General features: G+C 67.3%; 13 protein-coding genes. 7 read left to right on the forward strand and 6 right to left on the reverse strand.

Annotation, left to right across the window (positions count from 1 at the left end; genetic code table 11):
• A partial coding sequence (locus ABZ827_RS30855) for an NAD-glutamate dehydrogenase domain-containing protein (RefSeq protein ID WP_357244464.1) occupies positions 1-1793 on the forward strand: 1793 nt, incomplete at its 5' end.
• A 117-nt stretch (positions 1794-1910) separates the two neighbouring features.
• Here ABZ827_RS30855 and ABZ827_RS30860 read toward each other — a convergent pair.
• Complete coding sequence (locus ABZ827_RS30860) at positions 1911-3053, reverse strand: SPFH domain-containing protein (RefSeq protein ID WP_357244467.1); 1143 nt, start codon at positions 3051-3053, stop codon at positions 1911-1913.
• A gap of 206 nt (positions 3054-3259) precedes the next feature.
• Here ABZ827_RS30860 and ABZ827_RS30865 point away from each other — a divergent pair, with 206 nt between their 5' ends.
• Positions 3260-4780 carry an amino acid permease gene (locus tag ABZ827_RS30865; protein ID WP_357244470.1) on the forward strand — a complete coding sequence of 507 codons (1521 nt, stop codon included), beginning with the start codon at positions 3260-3262 and terminating at the stop codon, positions 4778-4780.
• A 222-nt stretch (positions 4781-5002) separates the two neighbouring features.
• Positions 5003-7651: a tetratricopeptide repeat protein gene (locus tag ABZ827_RS30870; RefSeq protein WP_357244473.1), complete on the forward strand. Its 2649-nt coding sequence runs from the start codon at positions 5003-5005 to the stop codon at positions 7649-7651.
• 2 nt (positions 7652-7653) lie between these two features.
• Here the strand turns inward: ABZ827_RS30870 and ABZ827_RS30875 are convergent, their stop codons facing one another.
• Positions 7654-8037, reverse strand: coding sequence for a DUF1707 domain-containing protein (locus tag ABZ827_RS30875; RefSeq protein WP_357244476.1), 384 nt, complete (start codon positions 8035-8037; stop codon positions 7654-7656).
• Positions 8038-8181: 144 nt separating this feature from the next.
• Here ABZ827_RS30875 and ABZ827_RS30880 point away from each other — a divergent pair, with 144 nt between their 5' ends.
• From ABZ827_RS30880 to ABZ827_RS30895, 4 genes are all read left to right on the forward strand, one after another.
• Positions 8182-8478, forward strand: coding sequence for a WhiB family transcriptional regulator (locus tag ABZ827_RS30880; protein WP_357244479.1), 297 nt, complete (start codon positions 8182-8184; stop codon positions 8476-8478).
• An 88-nt stretch (positions 8479-8566) separates the two neighbouring features.
• Entirely contained in the window at positions 8567-9322 is a 756-nt protein-coding gene (locus ABZ827_RS30885) for a MerR family transcriptional regulator (RefSeq protein WP_357244482.1), read from the forward strand.
• A gap of 203 nt (positions 9323-9525) precedes the next feature.
• Entirely contained in the window at positions 9526-10098 is a 573-nt protein-coding gene (locus ABZ827_RS30890) for a dihydrofolate reductase family protein (RefSeq protein ID WP_357244485.1), read from the forward strand.
• An 84-nt stretch (positions 10099-10182) separates the two neighbouring features.
• Complete coding sequence (locus ABZ827_RS30895; protein ID WP_357244488.1) at positions 10183-12696, forward strand: AAA family ATPase; 2514 nt, start codon at positions 10183-10185, stop codon at positions 12694-12696.
• 18 nt (positions 12697-12714) lie between these two features.
• Here the strand turns inward: ABZ827_RS30895 and ABZ827_RS30900 are convergent, their stop codons facing one another.
• The 4 genes from ABZ827_RS30900 to ABZ827_RS30915 form a co-directional block, all read right to left on the reverse strand.
• The gene (locus ABZ827_RS30900) at positions 12715-13026 is read right to left on the reverse strand and encodes a hypothetical protein (protein WP_357244491.1); all 312 of its coding nucleotides are present in this window, start codon (positions 13024-13026) and stop codon (positions 12715-12717) included.
• Between the two features lie 838 nt (positions 13027-13864).
• Positions 13865-16570: a polynucleotide kinase-phosphatase gene (locus ABZ827_RS30905; RefSeq protein ID WP_357244494.1), complete on the reverse strand. Its 2706-nt coding sequence runs from the start codon at positions 16568-16570 to the stop codon at positions 13865-13867.
• Positions 16567-18234: a 3' terminal RNA ribose 2'-O-methyltransferase Hen1 gene (locus tag ABZ827_RS30910; RefSeq protein WP_357244497.1), complete on the reverse strand. Its 1668-nt coding sequence runs from the start codon at positions 18232-18234 to the stop codon at positions 16567-16569. The genes ABZ827_RS30905 and ABZ827_RS30910 overlap by 4 nt, the downstream gene beginning before the upstream one ends.
• 78 nt (positions 18235-18312) lie before the next feature.
• Positions 18313-20775: a phosphoketolase family protein gene (locus ABZ827_RS30915; protein WP_357244498.1), complete on the reverse strand. Its 2463-nt coding sequence runs from the start codon at positions 20773-20775 to the stop codon at positions 18313-18315.
• Positions 20776-21013 lie beyond the last annotated feature (238 nt).

Here is a 21013-nt window from a genome sequence, read left to right on the forward strand (position 1 = left end):
CGGGGTCGTCGTTTGCGGAGCGGGCTCGGTTGTTCGGGTTGGCGCGGTCGAGTTGGGCTGATTACGATCGTTCGTTGATCAGTGCGGGTGGCGGAGTATACGACCGCACCGCCAAGGCCGTTCCGGTGAGCGCGCAAGTGCGTGCGGCGCTGAAACTTCCGGCTTCGGTCACCCGGCTGTCCCCGCCGGAGATGATCCGCGCGATCCTCGAGGCGCCGGTCGACCTGTTGTGGAACGGCGGGATCGGTACCTACATCAAAGCGAGTACCGAAACCAATGCCGATGTGGGCGATAAATCCAACGACCTCGTGCGGGTGGATGCCGACAAGCTCCGGGTGAAGGTGATCGGTGAGGGTGGCAACCTGGGTGCCACCGCGTTGGGTCGGATCGAATTCTGCCGTAACGGTGGGAAGATGAACACCGACGCGCTGGACAATTCCGCGGGCGTGGATTGCTCGGATCACGAGGTGAATATCAAGGTTCTGCTCGATGCCGCGGTATCGGCGGGGGAGCTGGATATCGCGGACCGGAATCCGCTGCTCGCGGAAATGACCGATGAGGTCGCCGAACTCGTCTTACGGGAGAATATCTCACAGAATTTCCGGATCGGGCTCTCCCGTTCGGTCGCCAACCGGCGTGGGGCCGTACATCGGCGGTTGCTCACCGAATTGGAAACCCGTCGCGGGGTGGACCGCAATCTGGAGGCGTTGCCATCGGACGCGGAGATGGAGCGACGCATCGCGGCCGGGACGGGGCTCACCTCTCCGGAATTGGCCACCGTCATCGCTCATGTCAAGCTCTCGCTGAAAGCCGATCTGTTGGCCAGTAACCTGCCCGACAGTCCGACCTTCACCGCGGTCCTGCCGCAGTACTTCCCGACTCCGCTGCGTGATCGTTTCGCCGACGCCATCTCCAAGCACCCACTGCGCCGGGAGATCGTCGCCACCGTGGTGGTCAACGAAATGGTCGATTTCGGCAGCGCGACCTTCGCGTTCCGGCTGGCCGAGGAAATCGGCGCCACGACAGACGATGCCGTGCGGGCCTTCACCGCCGCGGTGGATATCTTCCGGTTGCGGGACCTGTGGCAGCGGATCCGGACGACCGCCATGCCGACGGCGGTTCGTGATCGGCTCGAACTGGAAACCCACCGCGTCGTCGAACGGGGCGCTCGGTGGCTGTTGCTGAACCGGCCGCAACCGATCGCCATCGGCGCGGATATCGCCCGCTACCGCGACGGTGTCCGGGCATTGGCGAGAGATGTTCCCGGTTGGCTGCCGGCGCCCCTGGCCGAACATGTTACGGCGCGCGCCGAGGCGGCGGCCGAGGAAGGCGCCCCAGCCGACCTGGCGACCGAGGTCTATCACCTCATCCACCTCTACCCGCTGCTGGACGTGCTGGATATCGCCGATATCGCCGAGCGTGACGCGCACGAGGTCGCAGATCTCTACTTCGCGCTGAATGCCCATCTGGAGATCACTCGGCTGATCAGCGCGGTGAACGACCTCGACTACAACCAGCGCTGGGCCGGCCTGGCACGGCTGGCATTGCGGGACGATCTCTACGAATCGCTGCGCCTGCTGACTCTCGAGATCGCCACCGCCACCGATCCGGAGGATCCGGTATCGGAGAAGCTGGAGTACTGGGAACAGACGAACCGCTCCCGCCTGGCCCGTGCCCGGGCAGCGCTCACCGAGATCTTCGGCGTGGCCCGCCACGATCTGGCGACCCTTTCGGTGGCCGCGCGTCAGGTGCGTAGTCTGGCCGGTACCTCGGAATCGGGGATCGTAGCCTGACAGCACCGCGACCGAGGTCCGGCCCGTCTCTTCGGGCCGGACCTCGGTCGTGGTGCGACCGACGCGCTCAGCGTGTGCCCTTACGACCGGATACCCGAGCGGGCTCGGGTATCCGGTTCACGGCTGTTGTGCCCGGGTACCGCAGGACGCACAGAATTTCGCCGAGGGAAGAAGTTCGGCGCCGCATTCGCGGCAGGATGTGGGTCCGGTGGCGAAGCGTGAGCCGCAGTGCACGCAGAAATTCGCCCCGGCCGGGTTGACCGTCGAGCAGTCCGTGCAGACCGGGGCAGCGGTTGCACCCGGTGGCAGCGCGTCCGGTTCCGGGTCGGTGGGTAGTTCGGCGTGCGCGGGCTCTCGCGCCGCGGGGGAATGGTGCTGCCACGGCGACGCGGGCGGGCCGGAAAGATGTCCGGGCGGCGGCGGATTCGGCGGCTGGAGTGCGTTGATGCCCAGCGCCGCGCCGAGGAAACCGCCGTCGTGGCCGTGTCCGGTGGCCAGGCCCTGTCCGGCACCCAGAGCCATTTCCCCGGCCGCGTACTCCCGGAAATCTCCGGCGAGCCGGATATAAGTGACGTCCTTGGCAAGTCGTTTGAGCCGGTCGGCGTCCTCGGGGGCCAGGGTGATATCGAAATTGCCCAGGCGGGGGATCCGCAGGCCGTATTCGTAGAGCGCGATATTGGTCTGGTGCAGGACCGCGTGCTCGATCGCCGGCAACTGCCCGGACAGGCCCAGTAGCGGCCATTCGCCGCGGGAGACTCCCTGGGTCACCGCGATTTTCATCGCTTTGAGGAGTAGGTCCGCGCTCCACGATTCGATACCGGCCGGATCGTGGAGATCGGTGCTGCCGGCCAGTGACATGATCAGCTGCTGGGCATCGCGGACCGCCAGCGCGAATTCACCGAAGACACGCAGCGTGACGATCTGCTCGCTCACCGGGTCGGCGATATCGGCCAGCCGGCCGCCGAACTTGATCCCGGCGAAATCCCGGGTGGAGACGAAATAGAGTTCGGCCCGGTAGTAGTTCCCGCCCGACAGTGTGTCGACCAGGGCGCCGAGGACCGGGAGTTCGTCGGCGTCCAGCCGGTGCCGGCCCGGGCCGAGAGCGCCCATCACCTGCCCGGATTTCACGAAGAGCGCGGTCTGGTCGGTTCTGACGATGACGCGGGAGTACCGCCGGATGTTGATATCGGGCCACTTGTGGACGAGTTGTTTCGCGGCGGTCTCCGGGACGGCGATGAACTCGCGCTCGAACCATGCCATGGGAACACTCCTCAACAGTTGACTTGATTAGCGTATCGACGTTCAGCGGCTCGATCAATCGCGCATTCGACCTGCGTCTAAACCTCTTTTCGCACGAAACTTGCTGGTTTCCACCGCGTAAAGCCCGGTGGCTACCTATTGATCGTGCCGCTGACTAGCGGTACATTGCTCGCAGACATGATCTGCGCCACTCGAAAGGCAAGACGATGACAACTGTTCAAGAGCCTCGGGAACAGGAGGCGCCGGGCGCGAGCCTGCATGCGGAAGACGCGGGCTATCACAAGTCACTGCGTCCGCGGCAGCTCCAGATGATCGCCATCGGTGGCGCCATCGGCACCGGGTTGTTCCTCGGCGCCGGCAGCCGGCTCCACGATGCCGGTCCGGGTCTGTTCCTGGTCTACGCGGTCTGCGGCATCTTCGTATTCTTCATCCTGCGGGCCCTGGGCGAACTGGTGCTGCACCGCCCGTCCTCCGGATCCTTCGTGTCCTACGCCCGTGAGTTCTACGGGGAGAAGCTGGCTTTCGCGGTCGGCTGGATGTACTTCTTCCACTGGTGCATGACGGGCATCGTGGATATCACCGCGATCGCCACCTACGTCCACTTCTGGGGCGCGTTCCACGTGATACCCCAGTGGACGATCGCGCTGATCGCGCTGGCGATCGTGGTCGCGATCAATATGATCTCGGTCAAATGGTTCGGTGAACTGGAGTTCTGGGCCGCGCTGATCAAGGTCGTCGCGCTGGTGACCTTCCTGATCGTCGGCACGATCTTCCTGGCCGGGCGCTTCGAGATCGATGGCGCCGCCACGGGGCCCAGCCTCATCTCCGACAGCGGCGGTTTGTTCCCGACCGGATTCCTGCCACTGATCGTCGTCACCACCGGTGTGGTCTTCGCTTACGCCGCAGTGGAACTCGTCGGTACCGCCGCAGGTGAGGCGGAGAACCCCGAGAAGATCATGCCGCGCGCCATCAACTCGGTGATCGCCCGTATCGCGCTGTTCTACGTCGGTTCGCTGGTGCTGCTCGGCCTGCTGCTGCCCTACACCGCGTTCAAGTCCGGCGAGAGCCCGTTCGTCACCTTCTTCTCCAAGATCGGTATCGACGGTGCCGGCTCGGTGATGAACCTGGTGGTGCTGACCGCCGCGTTCTCCAGCTTGAACGCCGGTTTGTACTCGACCGGCCGGATCCTGCGCTCGATGTCGATGAACGGTAGTGCGCCGAAGGTGGCAGGCCGGATGTCCAGCACCGGTGTGCCGTACGTCGGTATTCTCGCGACCGGTGTTATCGCGCTGGCCGGTGTCGGGTTGAACGCGGCGGTACCCAAGCAGGCGTTCGAGATCGTGCTGAATGTCTCCGCACTGGGCACAATCTTCTCGTGGACCGCTATCGTTCTCTGCCAGCTCCAGCTGTGGCGCTGGGCCCGCGACGGCAAGGTGAGCCGGCCGAAGTTCCGCCTGCCCGGGACCCCGTACACCAGTTACGCGACTCTGCTGTTCCTGGCCGGGGTGGTGCTGCTGATGTTGTTCAGCTCGGAGATCGAACAGCGGGCCGCGGTGATCGCGATGCTCGTGGTCGGTGTTCCAGCGCTGGTGGGTGGCTGGTTCCTGGCCCGGAAACGGGTCGGCGAGCTGGTCGCACAGCGTGCCCCCGCGGCTGCGGCACCCGCCGAATCCGTGGATTCCGGCAGTACCGTCCGCATCCTGGACGAACCGGACGAGAAGAGCTGATCTCGCCGGGACCGTGGATTTCCCCGGGGGCTCTACTGCCCCCGGGGAAATCTGCATTCCCAGCAAAGGGAACCTCGGGTTCCCGGCGCTCGTGGCGCAGGATAACAATGGACTCTCGGTTCACCCAGTGGGTTTGAGAGGTCGTGCATGCCAGAGCATTCGAGCTCGTCCGAGCGTCCGCTTCCGCCGCCCTGGTCCAAGCGGCGGGTTCGCGGTGCCGCGATGCCCCGGCGGTCCGCGCACACCTGGTCGACCCGGCGCACCACCAGCAGCGGAAGTGTGCACCGTGGCTCGGCCGAGGAATCGGACCTCACCCGGGCCGCCGAGGAACTCCTCGCCGAGTCCGGTGGGAGCGTTCCGCGCAGTCCGACCGATGCCGCCGCGCTTCCGAACGAGTCCGGGATTTTCGTCCCCTTGACCGTGGGGTCGATACCGGTGGTCGGCGCGCCCCCGCAGTCCGGCAGCCGGTCGCAGCCCGACAGCGATTCCGGACCCCAGCCGGATAACGCCGAATCCGCGTCCCGCGACGCCGCGGACTCGCTGCTCGCCGGCTCCCCGGAACCCTCCGGTCTCACCGATTTCGACCGAGCCGTGGCCGCTCTCACCGGCGACGATATCGCGCGGCTCAACAGCCTCGGTGGCGCGGACGATGACGACGACGACCTCGAGGCGCTGCTGCTGGCCGACGACGACGAGGACGAGCTCGATCCTTTCGCCGGGTTCGAGGACGAAGCACAGTCCGGCCGGAATGCTCGTTCCCGCCCGAGTGTGCGCCGGCTGGGCGCCGGGCTGGTGGCGTTGCCCCGGGTGGATCCGGTCGATCCGGCCACCGCGGTCCTCGAGGATCCGGTGGTGCCGGAGAACAAACGCTTCTGCTGGAAGTGCCAGGCGCCGAACGGCCGTTCCGGTCCGGACGGCCCGGGCGCGGTGGCCGGGGAGTGCGCACGCTGCGGGTCCGCGTACAACTACTTGCCCGCCCTGTCCGCGGGTGAGGTGGTCGCCGAGCAGTACGTCGTCAAAGGCTGTCTGGCGCACGGCGGGCTCGGCTGGATCTACCTGGCGGTCGATACGAATGTCAGCGATCGCTGGGTGGTGCTGAAGGGTCTGCAGAATCCGCAGGATTTCGAGGCACATGTGGTGGCGCTGGCCGAACGCCAGTTTCTCTCCGAGATCACCCACCCCGGCGTGGTGAAGATCTACAACTTCGTCAAACACCGCTCCCACCGCGAGGTGGCCGACGGCTACATCGTGATGGAGTACGTCGGCGGGCGCTCGTTGAAGAAGATGCTGGACCTCGCCGGCTCGCAACGTATCCCGGTGTCCGAGACCCTCACCTACATGATGGAAGTCCTGCCCTCGCTCGATTACCTCCATTCGTTCGGACTGGCCTACAACGACCTGAAACCGGACAACATCATGGTCACCGCCGACGAGGTCAAACTGATCGACCTCGGTGCCGTGGCGGCCATGGAGTCCTACGGAAGCATCTACGGCACTCCCGGCTATCAGGCCCCGGAGATCATCGAGACCGGGCCGACCGTCGCCTCCGATATCTACGCCGCCGGTCGCACCCTGGCGGCCCTGATCCTCGATCTACGCAAAGACTCCAACGGCAACTATCGCGCCGAGACACCTACGCCCGAGGATTACCCGCTGCTGCAGCGGTATCCGTGCCTGCACCGGCTGCTGGTCCGCGCGACCCATCCGGAGCCGAGCCGTCGCTTCCCGTCCACCTACGCCATGTACTGCCAGCTGGCCGGGGTGTTGCGGATGGTGCTCGCCACCGACACCGGCCGCGAACATCCGCAGGCCTCGGTGGAATTCGGTTCCCTGCGCGGTGATTTCGGGATCGATACGCTGATCGGCCAGACCGACGGCATGGTCGACGGTGTCCACCGCAGTCTCGACCTCGACGCCGCGGCGGTGGTGGCGGCGCTACCGGTCCCGCTGATCGACGCCGACGATCCCAGCGCCGAGTTGCTCTCTCCGCTGCTGCACGGTGACGCGCGCCGGACCCTGGATTCGCTGCGCCAGACCTCCGAGCGCATCGCGGCAGGCACAATCGACGCTCCCGAGACCTTCGAGGTGGAAGGTGCGCTGGCCGCTGTCCGCGCCCATGTCGACCTCGGCGATCTGACGGCGGCGCTGGCCCTGCTGGACGCGCTGCGCCCCCGCGCGGCCACCGACTGGCGGATCGAATGGTTCAGCGGTGTCACCGCCCTGCTGGAGGGGCGCTACGAGCGGGCATACCTGCACTTCGACGAGGTGCACACGATGCTGCCCGGCGAGATCGCTCCCGCGCTGGCATTGGCCGCGACCGCGGAACTCGTACTGCAATCGGCACCTAGCCCCGATGACTCCGATCGCTGGCAGCGGGCAGCCACCGATTTCTACCGGTTGGTCTGGCAGACCAACCACGGTGTGGTCAGCGCGGCGTTCGGCCTGGCCAGGCGGCTGGCGGCGGACGGTGAACCGTTGCAGGCGGTGCGGGTGCTCGACGAGGTGCCCGATACGTCCCGGCACTACGGCACCGCGCGGATGACCGGCAGCCTGCTGCTGGTTTCCCGGTCGCATCCCGAGATCAACGAGATCGATCTGCTCGAGGCCGCTTCCCGGCTGGCGCTCCCCGACGAGCCGCGGGCACTGCAACTGCAGGTCGTGGTGGTCGGGACGGCGCTGGAATGGTTGCGGACCCGGATGCGCCCGGCGTCCGGCGACACCACCCTGCTCGGTTACCCGCTGACCGTGCCCGGTTTACGCGGTGGTCTGGAATCGCGGCTACGGGCTCTGGCCCGTAACGCACCGGGACGGTTGCACCGCTACCGCCTGGTGGATCTGGCGAACAGTGTGCGCCCGACCACCAGATGGTGAGGTCAGGACTGTCCGGATACGCGGCGGCGATGCAGCGCCGTGGGCAGCAGCGGAGCCGACACCAGCACGATGACCAGCAGTAGGAGCCACAGCCACCCGCCGAACACGAGGGCGAGGATCAAGGCGAATGCGGCCGCGCAGCCGCCCATGATCGCGAACCCGACGGCCGGATCGGCGTTCTGGCTCGGTGCGGGCGGTGGCGCCGCCGCGGGAAGGTCGGTGAACAGAGCCGCGAGCTCCGGCGTGGTGGTCACGGCGGCCGCGGCGGCTGTGCGTTGCTCGTACTCGGTAAGCGTCAGACGGCCCGCGCCCAGATGCTCGGCGAGCTCTTGTAACGCGCGATCGCGCTCCCCGACGGTTATCCGTGCCCCCGGTAGCTCACTCATACTCGCAGAATAGGACGGTTCCGGCCGGGCCGGGTGGCCCGGAATTCGCCACTGCCGGGAAGGCGCGCATTGTCGTCACCACCGATTCCCAGATGTGGGGAGTAATTACGCTGGCTTACAGAATTGCGGGCAGAGGAGTTGTGTATGTCCACATTGATCCCGTTTCGGCGTCCGGCCGCCGACGCATGGGAGTGGCAGTTGCTCGGGTCCTGTCGCGGCCTGGAATCGACGGTGTTCTTCCATCCCGACGGGGAACGCGGCCGGGCCCGCGCGGCCCGGGTGCGGCGGGCGAAACAGATCTGTCACGCCTGCCCGGTCCTGGACAGTTGCCGCAATTACGCACTGGCAGTTGGGGAACCGTACGGAGTGTGGGGCGGAATGTCGGAGGATGAGCGACGCACCTACGCCCGGTGGGCCGGCGACCGGAGAGCGACGAACTAGAGAATCCCGCACCAACGCGGATCGAACCGGGTATTTCTGATCGTGTCCGGCGCGGCTTGTCACCGTTTCGATGTGGTTTCCTAGTTATATGGCTGCTGGTGTGGAGTACACGATCGATGAACTGGCACGCGCCGCCGGCACGACCGTGCGCAGCCTGCGGGTTTATCACGAACGGGGGGTCCTGCCCCCACCGCAGGTCAAGGGGAGGACAGGCTTTTACAGCCCCGAACATCTCAATCGAGTGCGCACGATCAGCAGGCTGCTGGATCGGGGGATCAAACTCAACGGGATCAGGGAATTGCTCAACGCCTGGGATCGCGGTGACGATCTCGGCGATATCCTCGGCGTCGGGGCGTTGCTCGGCGGTACGGAAGGCGGCGAACCGGCCGCGGGTGCGGCGGCCGCGGCCACCGATACCATTCCCGCCACCGAGCTGCAGGAACGGTACGCCGCGGTACCCAACGGGCTGGCCCGGATAGTGGCCGCCGGACTGTACGAACCAGTGGATGCCGTCACCTATCGGCCCGCCGATCGGCAACTCGTCCGGATGGCCGATCAGTTGGTGGCGGCGGGGGTTCCGGACGCCGAAGTCCTGGGGGAGTTCGAGCGGATGCGCGCGGACTGCGATCGGATGGCGCGTCGTTTCGTCGACCTGTTCCATCGCACCGCCTGGCAGCAGTACCGGGACTCCGAGCGCAATCCCGCGGATCTGGCCGAGCTGACGGGGCAGTTGCAGCTGGCTCGAACGCTGCCGGGCAAGGTTTCCGCGGAACTGGTGAATCGGTTCGTCGCGCACTACATCGAAAGCGATAGCGAGTTGTCCGAGCTCCCGGCGGAGAGCTGAGGAAGCGTCGGTACCCTTCTTCTCCGCGCTGGGGAGTGCTCACGTAGCGTTTCGCTGATCGACGGTACATTCGACGGTGGCTCTTCCCGAGTCGACGGCTCGAACGTATACCTAAGTATGTTCCGCCCGCTACCGATGCGCGCGCCCCGGACCCCGGGCACAATCTGCCCCCTGGTATCTGAGGCGGTAGATGAGGTTTGGGCATGGGAAGCGTGACGCTGTGGATGCAGATATCACTCGACGGGTTCACCGAGGGGCCCGATGAGGCGGTCCACTGGCCGGTTGTCGACGAGGAACTCTGTGCCGAGTACCTGTACGAACTCCGGCAGGCCGATGTTCTGCTGTACGGGCGCAGGACTTACGAGATCATGTCGGCGTTCTGGCCGACCGCCGACCTCGCCCCGGTCTCCCCGTTCTACGTCGAGTTCGCGCGGTTCTGGCGTGCGGCCCCCAAACTCGTCGTCACCCGGACCTTACGGGATCCGGGCTGGAACACCGGGATCATCGGTCCCGACCTGGTCGAAGAAGTGAACCGGCGAAAAGCCGCGGGGCAGAAGATGATACTGCTCGGTGGTACCGAAACCGCCGCGGCGTTCCTCGAACACGATCTGATCGACGAGTACCGGATATTCGTCCATCCGCTGCTGCTGGGCGATGGGGTGCCGCTGTTCCGGTCGCCGGTCGACACCACCGGGTTGTGTCTGGTGGATGTGCTGACCTTCGACAGCGCGGTGGTGCAGATGCACTACCGCCATGCGACCCGCGTCATGTGCTGAGGGGCACATCTTCTGGCGAGTCGCATGACCGCCGATGAGCGTTAACCGCACGGCCGGTCGTGACGTGCACTAATTTACGTCCCTATGGTGGTGATTTATCCGGACGGTGCGGTACCCGCCGCGCCCGCGACCGAGTTCATCGGTCGGGACCGGGAAATCGCACGCCTGCGGGAGCTGCTGGGGTCCCCGGGCGTCCGCTTGATCACGCTCGTCGGTCCGGGCGGTATCGGGAAGACGCGGCTGGCCGCCGAAGCATTGCGGCGGACCGATCCGGGACGTCCCGTGTACTGGGCGCGCCTGGCCGAACTCGACCGTGACCGCGGTGATTCGGCGGAGAATGTCCTGCGTTCGGTGGTGCGCACCGATATCAGCGATCCGAGTTCGCTGGATATCGGCGTGGGCGGCCGTGCCGATGCGACGGCCGAGCGGGCAATTCTGGTCCTGGACAACTGCGAACACGTCCTCGCGGCGGTCGGCCGGGCGGTGATCGATCTACTCGCCGGCAGTGCCGGCCTGACCATCCTGGCGACCAGCCGCGAACCCATCGGCTGGGCCGACGAGTACATCGTGGGTGTGGGGCCACTGTCGCCCCCCGAGGCGCTGCAACTGTTCCGGCAGCGCGCCGAGCTCACCGGACGGCCCGTACCCGGCGAACCGGACCAGCTCGCTGTCGTGCACCGTATCTGCCGGCGAGTGGAGCGCTCACCACTGCTCATCCGGCTGGCGGCCGCGCGGCTGCGGCATCGGCCACCGGCGATGGTGCTGGCCGAGCTCACCGGTGACGCCGATGACCAGCGGATGCGCTGGTCCCAGAGCGACCGCGCGGGTACCGAACCGCGCCATCGCGGCGTTTTCGATGTGATCGCCTGGTCGTTCGATCTCTGCTGCGCCGACGAGCAGCTCTTGCTGTGCCGTATGTCGGTGTTCGCGGCCGGCTACGAAACCGACGGTTTCGAACCGCAACGCAACGGCGTCGAACTCGACGCGGTCGTCGCGGTATGTGCCGACGAACTACTGCCCGCCGAACGGATCGCTCCGTTGCTCGAGCGGCTCGCCGAACGCTCGCTGGTGTCGACCTTCCGCGCCGAGAGCAGTGTGCGCTGGTATCTGGTGGAGAGCGTGCGTGTGTTCGCCGGTGACCGGCTGCGCCGGGACCCGGCCGGAGCCCGCCGCCCGGCGGCCCGGCACCGCCGGTATTACCGGGACCGGGTGGCCGAGGCCCGTTCCCTCTGGTACGGGCCGAGCGAAGAGCGCTGGCTGGATTGGGCGCGTACCTCCTGGGACGACATCCTGATCGGTATCGAAACCGGTCTCGGCGATCCGGACGAGGCGCTGATCGGGCTGGAGACGGCGTCGGTGCTGCTATCGGTATGGGTACCGTTCGCCAACGGCGGTAGCTGCGCGCTCACCCGGCTCACCACCGCGGCGCTCGACGCCACCCGGGACAAAGGCACCGGCCCGCACCATATTCGCGCCACCGCCTTACTCGCATGGTTCAACCTCTGGCAGGGCGACAGCGCGCGAGCGGCGCAACTGCTGGACGAATGTGTTGCCGGATGCCTGCCCGGGCAGACCGACGGCGACTCCTGGCGCCGCGATCCGGAAACCGATATCGGCCTCCCGCCGTCGGTGGAATGGATCTGGGGTCTGGAACTCATGCTGTTCCGGCTGGACCCGCGCGCGATCACGGTGCTCGACCGCGCGACTCGCAAGTTCACCGATGCGGGCGATCGGATAGGGATGGAACGCGGCACCGTATTCGCCGCCCTCGCCGCGGCCGTGCTGGGCGATCCCGAACGCGCCGCCGAACTGACCCGCCGGCACATCGAGCGATCGATGGCCGCGGAATCCGCGCTGTCGGTGCACTGGGCCCGGGTGGGGAGAGCCTTGGCGCTCGCCCGGTCGAATGAACCCGCGGACGCGTTACGACCGGCGTACTCGGTGGTGTCCGGGCAGTACGCGCTCGGCGATACGTGGAAGACGTCCTGGTCGGTGGGGGTGTGCGTGATGGTGCTGACCCACCTGCTCGCGCTGGACCCCGCGGCGGTCGGCCCGGCGCCGGCCCAGCGTGTGCGGGCCGGTGAACTGGCCTGGTTGATCGGGGTTTTCGGCGCCTGTCACCGTTCGATGGGGATCAGTATCGAGCAGGTGCCGATGATATCGCGCGGTGTACGCCACGCCACCGAGGTCGCGACAGCGATCGTCGGGCCCGCCGATTTCGCGGAGGCCGAACAGCACGGCAGGCTGTACCGGCCGGGCAGCGAGATGGTCCGGGAGTATCTGCGGCGCCGCTGGCCGGTGTGCCCGGCCGAAAGTGCCGTGCATACGCCGCATACCGCATCCCGCTGGGACGAGCTGACACCGGCCGAACGCGAAGTGGCGGTTCTGGCTGCCGCGGGCTGGACCAACAACGCCATCGCACAGCGGCGCGCTAGCTCTGTGCGCACAGTGGACGCCCAGGTCGCGAGTATCCGCCAGAAGTTGCTGATCGGTTCGCGCCGCGATATCGCCGGTCACATCCCGGAGCAACTGGCCGAGGCCGTTGATCTGGAACGGGCCGCCGGTCATCGGGGCCGGCGGGCGACGAAACCGCGGTAGGGAACCACCGGCGCTGGATCACCGACAGGCGTAGAAGTACGGCTTATAAGCGCAGATATCGTGGTACCCGCCGTCGCTGTCGTAGGTTTCGCTGCGCTGCGCGGGGATCGCGTGCACCGGTTCGCTGCGATTGCTGAGGTCACTGGGGATGGCGTGGGTGTCGTTGTAGGTGCCCTTGCCCGGGTGGCTGTCGTCGCGAGTGCTGTGTCCCGGGGCATCGGCGTGGGCCGATTGCGGGGCCAGCGCGGCGGGCGCAACCGCGAGCGCCCCGGCCAGCGCGACGGCCGCCGCGAACTTCTTCACCAGTCTGTGCGTGCGAGCGATGGTCATGGTGGTCTCCGTTTCGTCCAGGCGCAGAACTTATACGGTGGATCAATATTTGAGGGTCCGTAGTTCTATGTGCCGCTACTTAACGGTACGGTACACGAGTGTTTGAATATGTGCGCTTCGTTTTCCCGCGAATGGGAAGGCCTGCGTCGCAATCGAACGCACTCGAAGCCGGCCCGTCTCCGCAGGTCCAGCGAGCCCCGGGCCGCGGACCCGATCAGGACCGCTCCCACAAACGCCTCCGCTGTCTCCCTCGTACGTGCCGCACGTGTCCCCGGATTCCTTCGGATGGTGGCCCCAGGGAGGAGGTTCAGATTCCCGTCGCCTGCTCCTCAGCTCGATCAACCTCGCCGGCCCCAGTCTCGGTCCATGCCTTGATCGTCAGAGCAGCCCCACATCGACTCGCCAGAACAGTCCACCTTCCCGGGTGGGGCCCGCCCGGTTCTGGAGCGACCAGAGCGAAGGAGCGCAGCGACTGAGCGCCGGAAGTGAAGAACCGGGTTAATAGGGCCCCACCCTCGAGCCGCGGAGCGGCTCCAATAACACAGCCCGCCCCTTCACGAATGGTCTACGCCGAGAACATGGGTAGTTGGTCTACCCCGAGAACAGGGCTAACAGGCCTCCGGCGAGCAGGGGTTTACCTGTGCCTCGCCGGGCGGGGTTGGCTGTGCCCCGATAGGCGCTGTGCCACGCCGGGCTGGGTGACCTGTGCCCCGCCGGGCAGGGTCACCTGTGGCCCGCCGGGCAGAGTTACCAGCGCCCCGACCAGCATGGGGCTCACAGGACCCCGATCCACAGGGCCAACAGGCCCCCACCCGCGCCGCCCACGGCGGCACAAAAATTACAACCGCGGGTCGACCGGTTCGGACTCCAGAGCAAGCACCGCGAATACCGCTTCATGCACTCGCCACAGCGGCTCCCCGGCGGCCAGCCGATCCAGCGCTTCCAGGCCCAGCGCGTATTCGCGCAGCGCCAGAGAGCGTTTCCGGCCGAGCCCGCGCTTCCTCAGCCGGCGCAGATTCTCCGCGCGCGGGTACTCGGGCCCGTAGATGATCCGGAGGTATTCCGGCCCCCGGCATTTCACCCCAGGTTGCACGAGCCGCCCCGCCGGGTTCGTCCGGGCCGGTCCCTTGGGCGCCGCGGTAGCCGAATCGGAGCAATCCGGATTCGCGCCGTTGCTGTTCGGCCCGTCGGCGGGTAGTGCCGGCGCCTCCGCATCGCTCCCTCGTGGTTTCGGTGCCGCGTGGACGAGGGCGTCAGCCGGTTTCACCACCATCCCTTCGCCGCCGCTGCCCGTCAGCGACAGCCACCATGTGGTTGCGGCCGCCTCACTGTCCCGATCGGTGAGGTCGACATCCATTCGCCGCGTACCCGTCAGCAGGTCCGGGTCGGCGGTGACCAGCCGGTCGATCCTTTCCAGCTGCCAGTGATGGTCGCGCACCGCGTAGTTCGCGCCCTCGCCGGCGAGTAGTCCGAACGGAGCCACCCGCAATCCCGTGAGACCGTCCACCGGCCAGCAGTAGTGACCGTAGGCACGGGTGAACGCGTCGATATCGGCCTTCCGGCCGGACATCCGGTCGCGCAGCTCGCCGACTTCCTGACCTCGTGCGGCCACCGCCGCCAGCACCTCACCAGCCGCGGCGGTCGAGGCGCGTCCCGCGGCGCCGACCGCCGCGTACTGATTGCGCAGCAGCTGCTGCGCCTTAGCCGACCAGGGCATGATCTCGGTGTCCAGTAGTAGCCAGCCGGTGTCCAGCTCGTCGAACAGGCCGGCCGATACCGCTGCCGCGCGCATCCGGGCGAGTACGGCTTCGGTGCGGTCCGGGTCGTCGAAGAACGGCCGCCCGGTACGCGTGTAGATCATGCCCGTTCCCTGCTCGACGCCGAACCGGTGCCGTGCGGACTCCGGCGAGCGGGCGAGCAGAACCACGGCGCGCGACCCCATATGTTTCTCCTCGCACAGCACCCGGGTGACGCCTTCACTCCGGAAGTAGTCGAAGGCCTCGGCCGGGTGCTCGAGGAAGCCCGGCGACTCCGAGGTCGCACAGGGAGCCATGGTCGGTGGCAGGTACACCAGCCAGCGGGGGTCCACGGCGAACCGGCTCATCACCTCGAGGGCCGCACCGGCGTTCTCCTCCTGCACCCCGACCCTGCCGTGATGCCGAGTTTCCACGACGCGACGGCCGACGACATCGTCGAGGTTCAGGATGCCGGGGTCCCGGTGGGCGAGCCCGGGGGAGGCCGGTTTCGGTCCGCCGCCGACCGGGGCCAGCGGGCGGCTAGGTTCGTACCAGACCTGTTCGGCCGGTACGGATACGGTCTGCCGCTCCGGATAGCGCAGCGCCGAGAGCTGTCCACCGAATACCACTCCGGTATCCAGGCAGAGGGTGTTGTTCACCCAGCGTAGATCGGTGACCGGGGTGTGGCCGTACAGCACGGTCGCGCGTCCGCGATAGTCCTCGGCCCACGGGTACCGCACCGGCAGCCCGAATTCGTCTGTTTCACCGGTTGATTCGCCGTACATGGCGAACGACCGGACCCGGCCGGAGGACCGGCCGTGATATTCCGCTTTCAGTCCGGCGTGGGCCACGACCAACTGTCCACCGTCGAGCACATAGTGGCTGATCAGGCCCCGGCAGAATTCCAACGCCGCCGCGCGGAAGTCACTGTCCTCGGCTTCGAGCTGGGCCAGCGATTCGGCCAGCCCGTGCGTCGGTTTCACCTTCCGCCCGGAGAGGGCGCGCACGAGTTTGTTCTCGTGGTTTCCGGTGACACACAGCGCGTCTCCCGCGCCGACCATCCCCATCACCAGCCGCAGCACTCCGGGTGTATCGGGTCCCCGATCGACCAGATCGCCGACGAAAACAGCGGTCCGGCCTTCGGGGTGGCGAGCGCCGACGGCCCGGCCCGCCGCGTCCCGGCCGATTCGGTATCCGAGCGCGGCGAGCAAGGTCTCCAGTTCCGCCCGGCAGCCGTGCACATCGCCGATCACATCGAACGGCCCTGTGAGGTCGCGGCGGTCGTTCCACAGCCGTTCGTCCACGATCCGCGCCGCGCCGATCTCGTCGGCCCCGCGCAGGGTGTGTACCCGCCGGAAGCCCTCTCGATCCAGTCCACGCAGACCGCGCCGCAGTTCGCGCTGCTGGCGGCCTACCACGTGGGCGCCCAGCGCGGACCGGCCCGGCCGGTGCGCGTTACGTTCCGTGCACACCGAATCCGGTACATCGAGCACGATTGCCACCGGCAGCACATCGTGTTCGCGAGCGAGCGCGACGAGTTCCTTGCGAGCGCCCGGCTGCACATTGGTGGCGTCGACGACGGTCCGCAGCCCGCGGCGCAACCGCATACCGACGATGTGATGCAGCAGCGCGAATGCCTCGGGTGTCGCGGACTGGTCGTTCTCGTCATCGCTCACCAATCCGCGGCAGAAGTCGGAGGAGATCACCGAGGTCGGCGGGAAATGGGTGCGGGCGAAGGTCGATTTTCCCGATCCGGTGCAGCCGATGAGCACTACCAGGCACAGGTCCGGTACGGCGAGATCGGTCACTGCGGTGCTCCTTCGGTTTCGGTATGCGCGCGGGTGAACACCGCGAGCTGGGTCGGCGGGCCGAACTCGGGGTCCGGGGCTCCGACCGGCGCGAAACGTACCTGGTAACCGAAGTGCCCGGCGATCCGCCGGCCCCAGGACCGGAACTCCGCCCGGGTCCATTCGAACCGGTGATCGGTATGCCGGAAGCTGCCTGCCGTCAGGCCGTCGTACCGGACGTTGTATTCGGCGTTGGGTGTGGTGACCAGCACCGAATGCGGTGCCGCCGCGCCGAACACCACGTATTCGACGGCCGGCAGGCGCGGCGGGTCGATATGTTCGATGACCTCCATGAGCACGGCCGCGTCGAAACCGCGCAGTGCGCTGTCGGTATAGGTGAGCGATCCTTGCCGCAGGGTCAGCCTGCGTGCGACCGGCCCGGGTAGCCGATCCAGCCGCAATCTCCGCCGGGCGATGGACAGTGCCCGCGTGGATACGTCGACACCCACGATCTCCTGAAACGACCTGTCGTCGATCAACTCTCGCAGTAGCGCGCCCTCGCCGCAGCCGAGATCCAGGACGCGGGTGGCGCCGGTGTCCCGGAGGGCGGCCAGTACGGTCGCCCGCCGCTGCACCGCCAGCGATCGCCTGGGTGCGTCGTCGGCGGTGGCGTTGCTTCGCCCGGCCGGGTCGCCGGTCGTGGGTTCTGCGCTGTTCCCCGCTGTGCCGGCGTTTGCGGTGGCCGGGTCGCCGAATCCGGGTCCGGCGGTGCGACCTCCCGGGAGGGCGTCCTCGGTTCCCGGCTCGGCCGTGTCGACCGTCGTTGCGGTGGGGCCCGGTTCGGTAGCGGGATCCTGGGCGCCCAGCTCTCGGCCCGAGTCTTCTCCGGCTGCCGATTCCTCGTCGACCGCCCCGAGCTCCTCGGGATCCGATTCGTCGAGCTCGGCCAGCCGGGCCAGTGCGGTGCGGACCAGCGCGTGGCGCCGGGCCAGATAACGGCGGGTGATCCAGGCACGCTCGGGGTGGGCGGCGAGCCAGGCGCCGCCGGCCCGCAGGAGTTTGTCCACCTCACCGGCATCCAGCCAGTAGTGCTTGGCGCCGTCGAGGACGGGCAGCAGAACGTAGAGATGGTTGAGGGCGTCGGCCAATCGCAGTGTTCCCGTCAGCACGAGTCGCAGATGGGCCGAATCACCCCATTCGGGAAAGGCCGGGTCGAGGGGGAGCGGTGTCGCGGCCACCGACCAGCCGAGCGGGGCGAAGATCCGTTCGGCGAGCTCCGGCCCGCCGCGGCAACCGACCGCGGGTAACTCCAGGCGCAGCGGCAACGGGGTGCGAGCCAATTCCGGGCGCTGTGCGCAGTCACCGCGCAGTGCGCTGCGGAAAACCGCGCCGATCGCCACCGACATCAGCGAGGACGCCGCATAGGGTCGGTCGTTCACGTACTGCCCGAGGCTGAACGCCTGCATATCCCTGGACCGCCCGCGTACCAGCCGCACCGGATCCACTTCGAGCAGCAGCGCCGCGGTACACCGGTCCGGTGCGGCCTGCGGATAGAGCACATGCGCCGTGCCGTACGACAATCCGAATTCCTGCACCCGGTCCGGGTTCTTGTGCAGCAGGAAACCGAGATCGGTTGCGGGCGTACCGCTGTCCGCATCCGGTGTGCAGGTGATCGTCAACAGCATGCTGTGATCGTCGCCGAGTGGTACCGGCGCGGCAAGGCAGTTTCACCGTCGGTCCGGCCCGCGGTGGGGCGGGCGCCGCTAGCCGGGCCAGCGCCAGTTCGCCACCTCGGGAATATCCTCGCCGTGCTGCCGGGTCCAGGTCCGCGCCCGCAGGCGCGCGTCCACCATCTCCTGCCGCAACCCGGCCGCCTGCTGGCGCAGCGCCGGTACCCGGTCGATCACATCCATCACCAGGTGGTATCGGTCCAGGTCGTTGAGCATGACCATATCGAAGGGTGTGGTGGTGGTCCCCTCCTCCTTGTAACCCCGCACATGCAGACCGGAATGATTGGTGCGGCGGTAGGTCAGGCGGTGCACCAACCACGGATAGCCGTGAAAGGCGAAGATCACCGGGGAATCCCGGGTGAACAGAGTGTCGAATTCGCTGTCCGGTAAGCCGTGCGGATGCTCCTCGGCCGGCAGCAGCCGCATCAGATCGACCACATTCACCACGCGCACCCGCAACCACGGCAGCTTCTCGCGCAGAATCGCCGCCGCGGCCAGGGTTTCCAAGGTCGGCACATCACCGGCGCAGGCCAGCACCACATCGGGTGTGGTGGCCGGTTCATCGCGGTGGCCCGCCCATTCCCAGATGCCGATACCCCGTGCGCAGTGCAGCGCCGCCTCGGTCGCCGGCAGCCAATCCGGCTGCGGCTGTTTACCCGCCACCACCACGTTCACGTAATGCCGTGAACGCAGGCAGTGGTCGTACACCGACAGCAAGGTGTTGGCGTCCGGTGGTAGATAGACGCGGACGATCTCGGGTTTCTTGTTCAGCACCACATCGAGGAAACCCGGGTCCTGATGGGTGAAACCGTTGTGGTCCTGCCGCCAGACATGCGAGGACAGCAGATAGTTCAGGCTGGCCAGCGGGCGCCGCCACGGAACAGCCGCGCTGGCATCGAGCCATTTGGCGTGCTGATTGAACATCGCGTCGACGATATGGATGAAGGCCTCGTAGCAGGTGAAGACGCCGTGCCGGCCGGTGAGCAGATACCCCTCCAGCAGGCCCTGGCACATATGTTCGGACAGCACCTCGATCACCCGGCCGGTCCGGTCCAGGTTCATATCGTGGACCCCGATCTCGGCCTGCCAGTTCCGGCCGGTCACGGTGAGGATGTCCTGTAGCCGGTTACTGGCCAGCTCGTCGGGCGCGAAAGTGAGGAAATTGTCCGGGTTGCGTTCGGTGACCTCGCGCAGCCAGCCACCCAGCACCCGTGTCGCCTCATGGCTGGTGCGGCCGGGCTCGCTGACGTCCACCGCGTACTCGCGCCAATCGGGCAGGCGCAGGTCACGGACCAGGGCGCCGCCATTGGCCACCGGGCTGGCGCTCATCCGTTTCGCGCCGACCGGAACGAGCCGGCGCAACTCCGATACCGGCGTCCCTTCTTCGTCGAACAACTCCTCGGGGCGATAGGAACGCAGCCACTGTTCGAGTACCGCCCGATGCCCGGCATCATCGCGTGCCGCGGGCAGCGGGACCTGATGCGCCCGGAACGTACCCTCCACCGGTTCCCCGTCGACCTGGGGCGGGCCGGTCCAGCCCTTGGGGGTTCGCAGCACGATCATCGGCCAATGCGGCCGGCTGGTATCGCTGCCGTCGCGGGCGGCACGCTGGATCTGCGCGATCCGCTCCAGGCACGCGTCCATCGCGGCCGCCATATCCTGATGGACCCGGGCCGGATCGCTCCCGGCGACGATCAGCGGCTCGTAGCCGTTGCCACGCAACAGCGAGATCAGCTCGGACTCCGGGATACGGGCCAGCAGAGTCGGACTGGCGATCTTGTACTCGTTCAATGCGAGAATCGGCAGCACCGCGCCGTCCCGCGCCGGATTCAGGAATTTGTTGGCATGCCAGCTACCCGCCAGCGGCCCTGTTTCGGCCTCACCGTCGCCCACCACGCAGAACACCGTCAGATGCGGATTGTCCAGCGCCGCACCGAACGCGTGCAACAGGGAATAGCCGAGCTCACCACCCTCGTGGAACGAGCCGGGTGTCTCCGGCGCGCAATGGCTGGGTACCCCACCGGGAAACGAGAACTGGGCGAACAGGGCGCGCATCCCCTCCCCGTCGCGGGGCACATGGCTATAGAGCTCCGAATAGGTGCCCTCGAGCCACGCGCATGCGTTCGGTCCCGGCCCGCCGTGCCCCGGCCCCGCCACGAACACGGAGTCCAGACCCCGCGCCAGGATCGCCCGATTGGCATGTACCCACACCAGATTCAGCCCCGGCACGGTCCCGAAGTGACCGAGCAGCCGCGGCTTCACATGCTCGGGCGCCAGGGGTTCGCGCACCAGCGGATTCGCCATCAGATAGATCTGCCCCACCGACAGATAATTGGCGGCCCGCCACCACGCGTCCAGGGTCTCCAGCTCATCGGCATCGAGGGGACCCTCCGCCGTAGGAGACAGCACGTACGGTCGGGGCGCTATGGATTCACCCCCGTCACTGCCCACATTGTCGGCAGCAGTATCCCCACCTGCTCGTGCCAACTGCGTCATACGCCGAACCTCCTGGAGGTCGTGGTCGCACCGGGCATCCCACACGCTGTGTGGTCGTTCACAACGATAGCTGGAGGTGTGCCAACCCGGGCCGGGTTCCCGCGTGTGTGGTCGGACGGGCGGGGCGTTGGTCTGTGTTCACGGGGGCGGCGTACCCGTGAATTCGGCCGGTAACCGGTATGCCGGGTTGACCCTCGGGTGAAGGTTCTGTGTTTTTTGGCGCCGCCGCAGGCGGCGC

This window comes from Nocardia sp. NPDC019395 (assembly GCF_040632335.1).
Lineage (GTDB): Bacteria > Actinomycetota > Actinomycetes > Mycobacteriales > Mycobacteriaceae > Nocardia.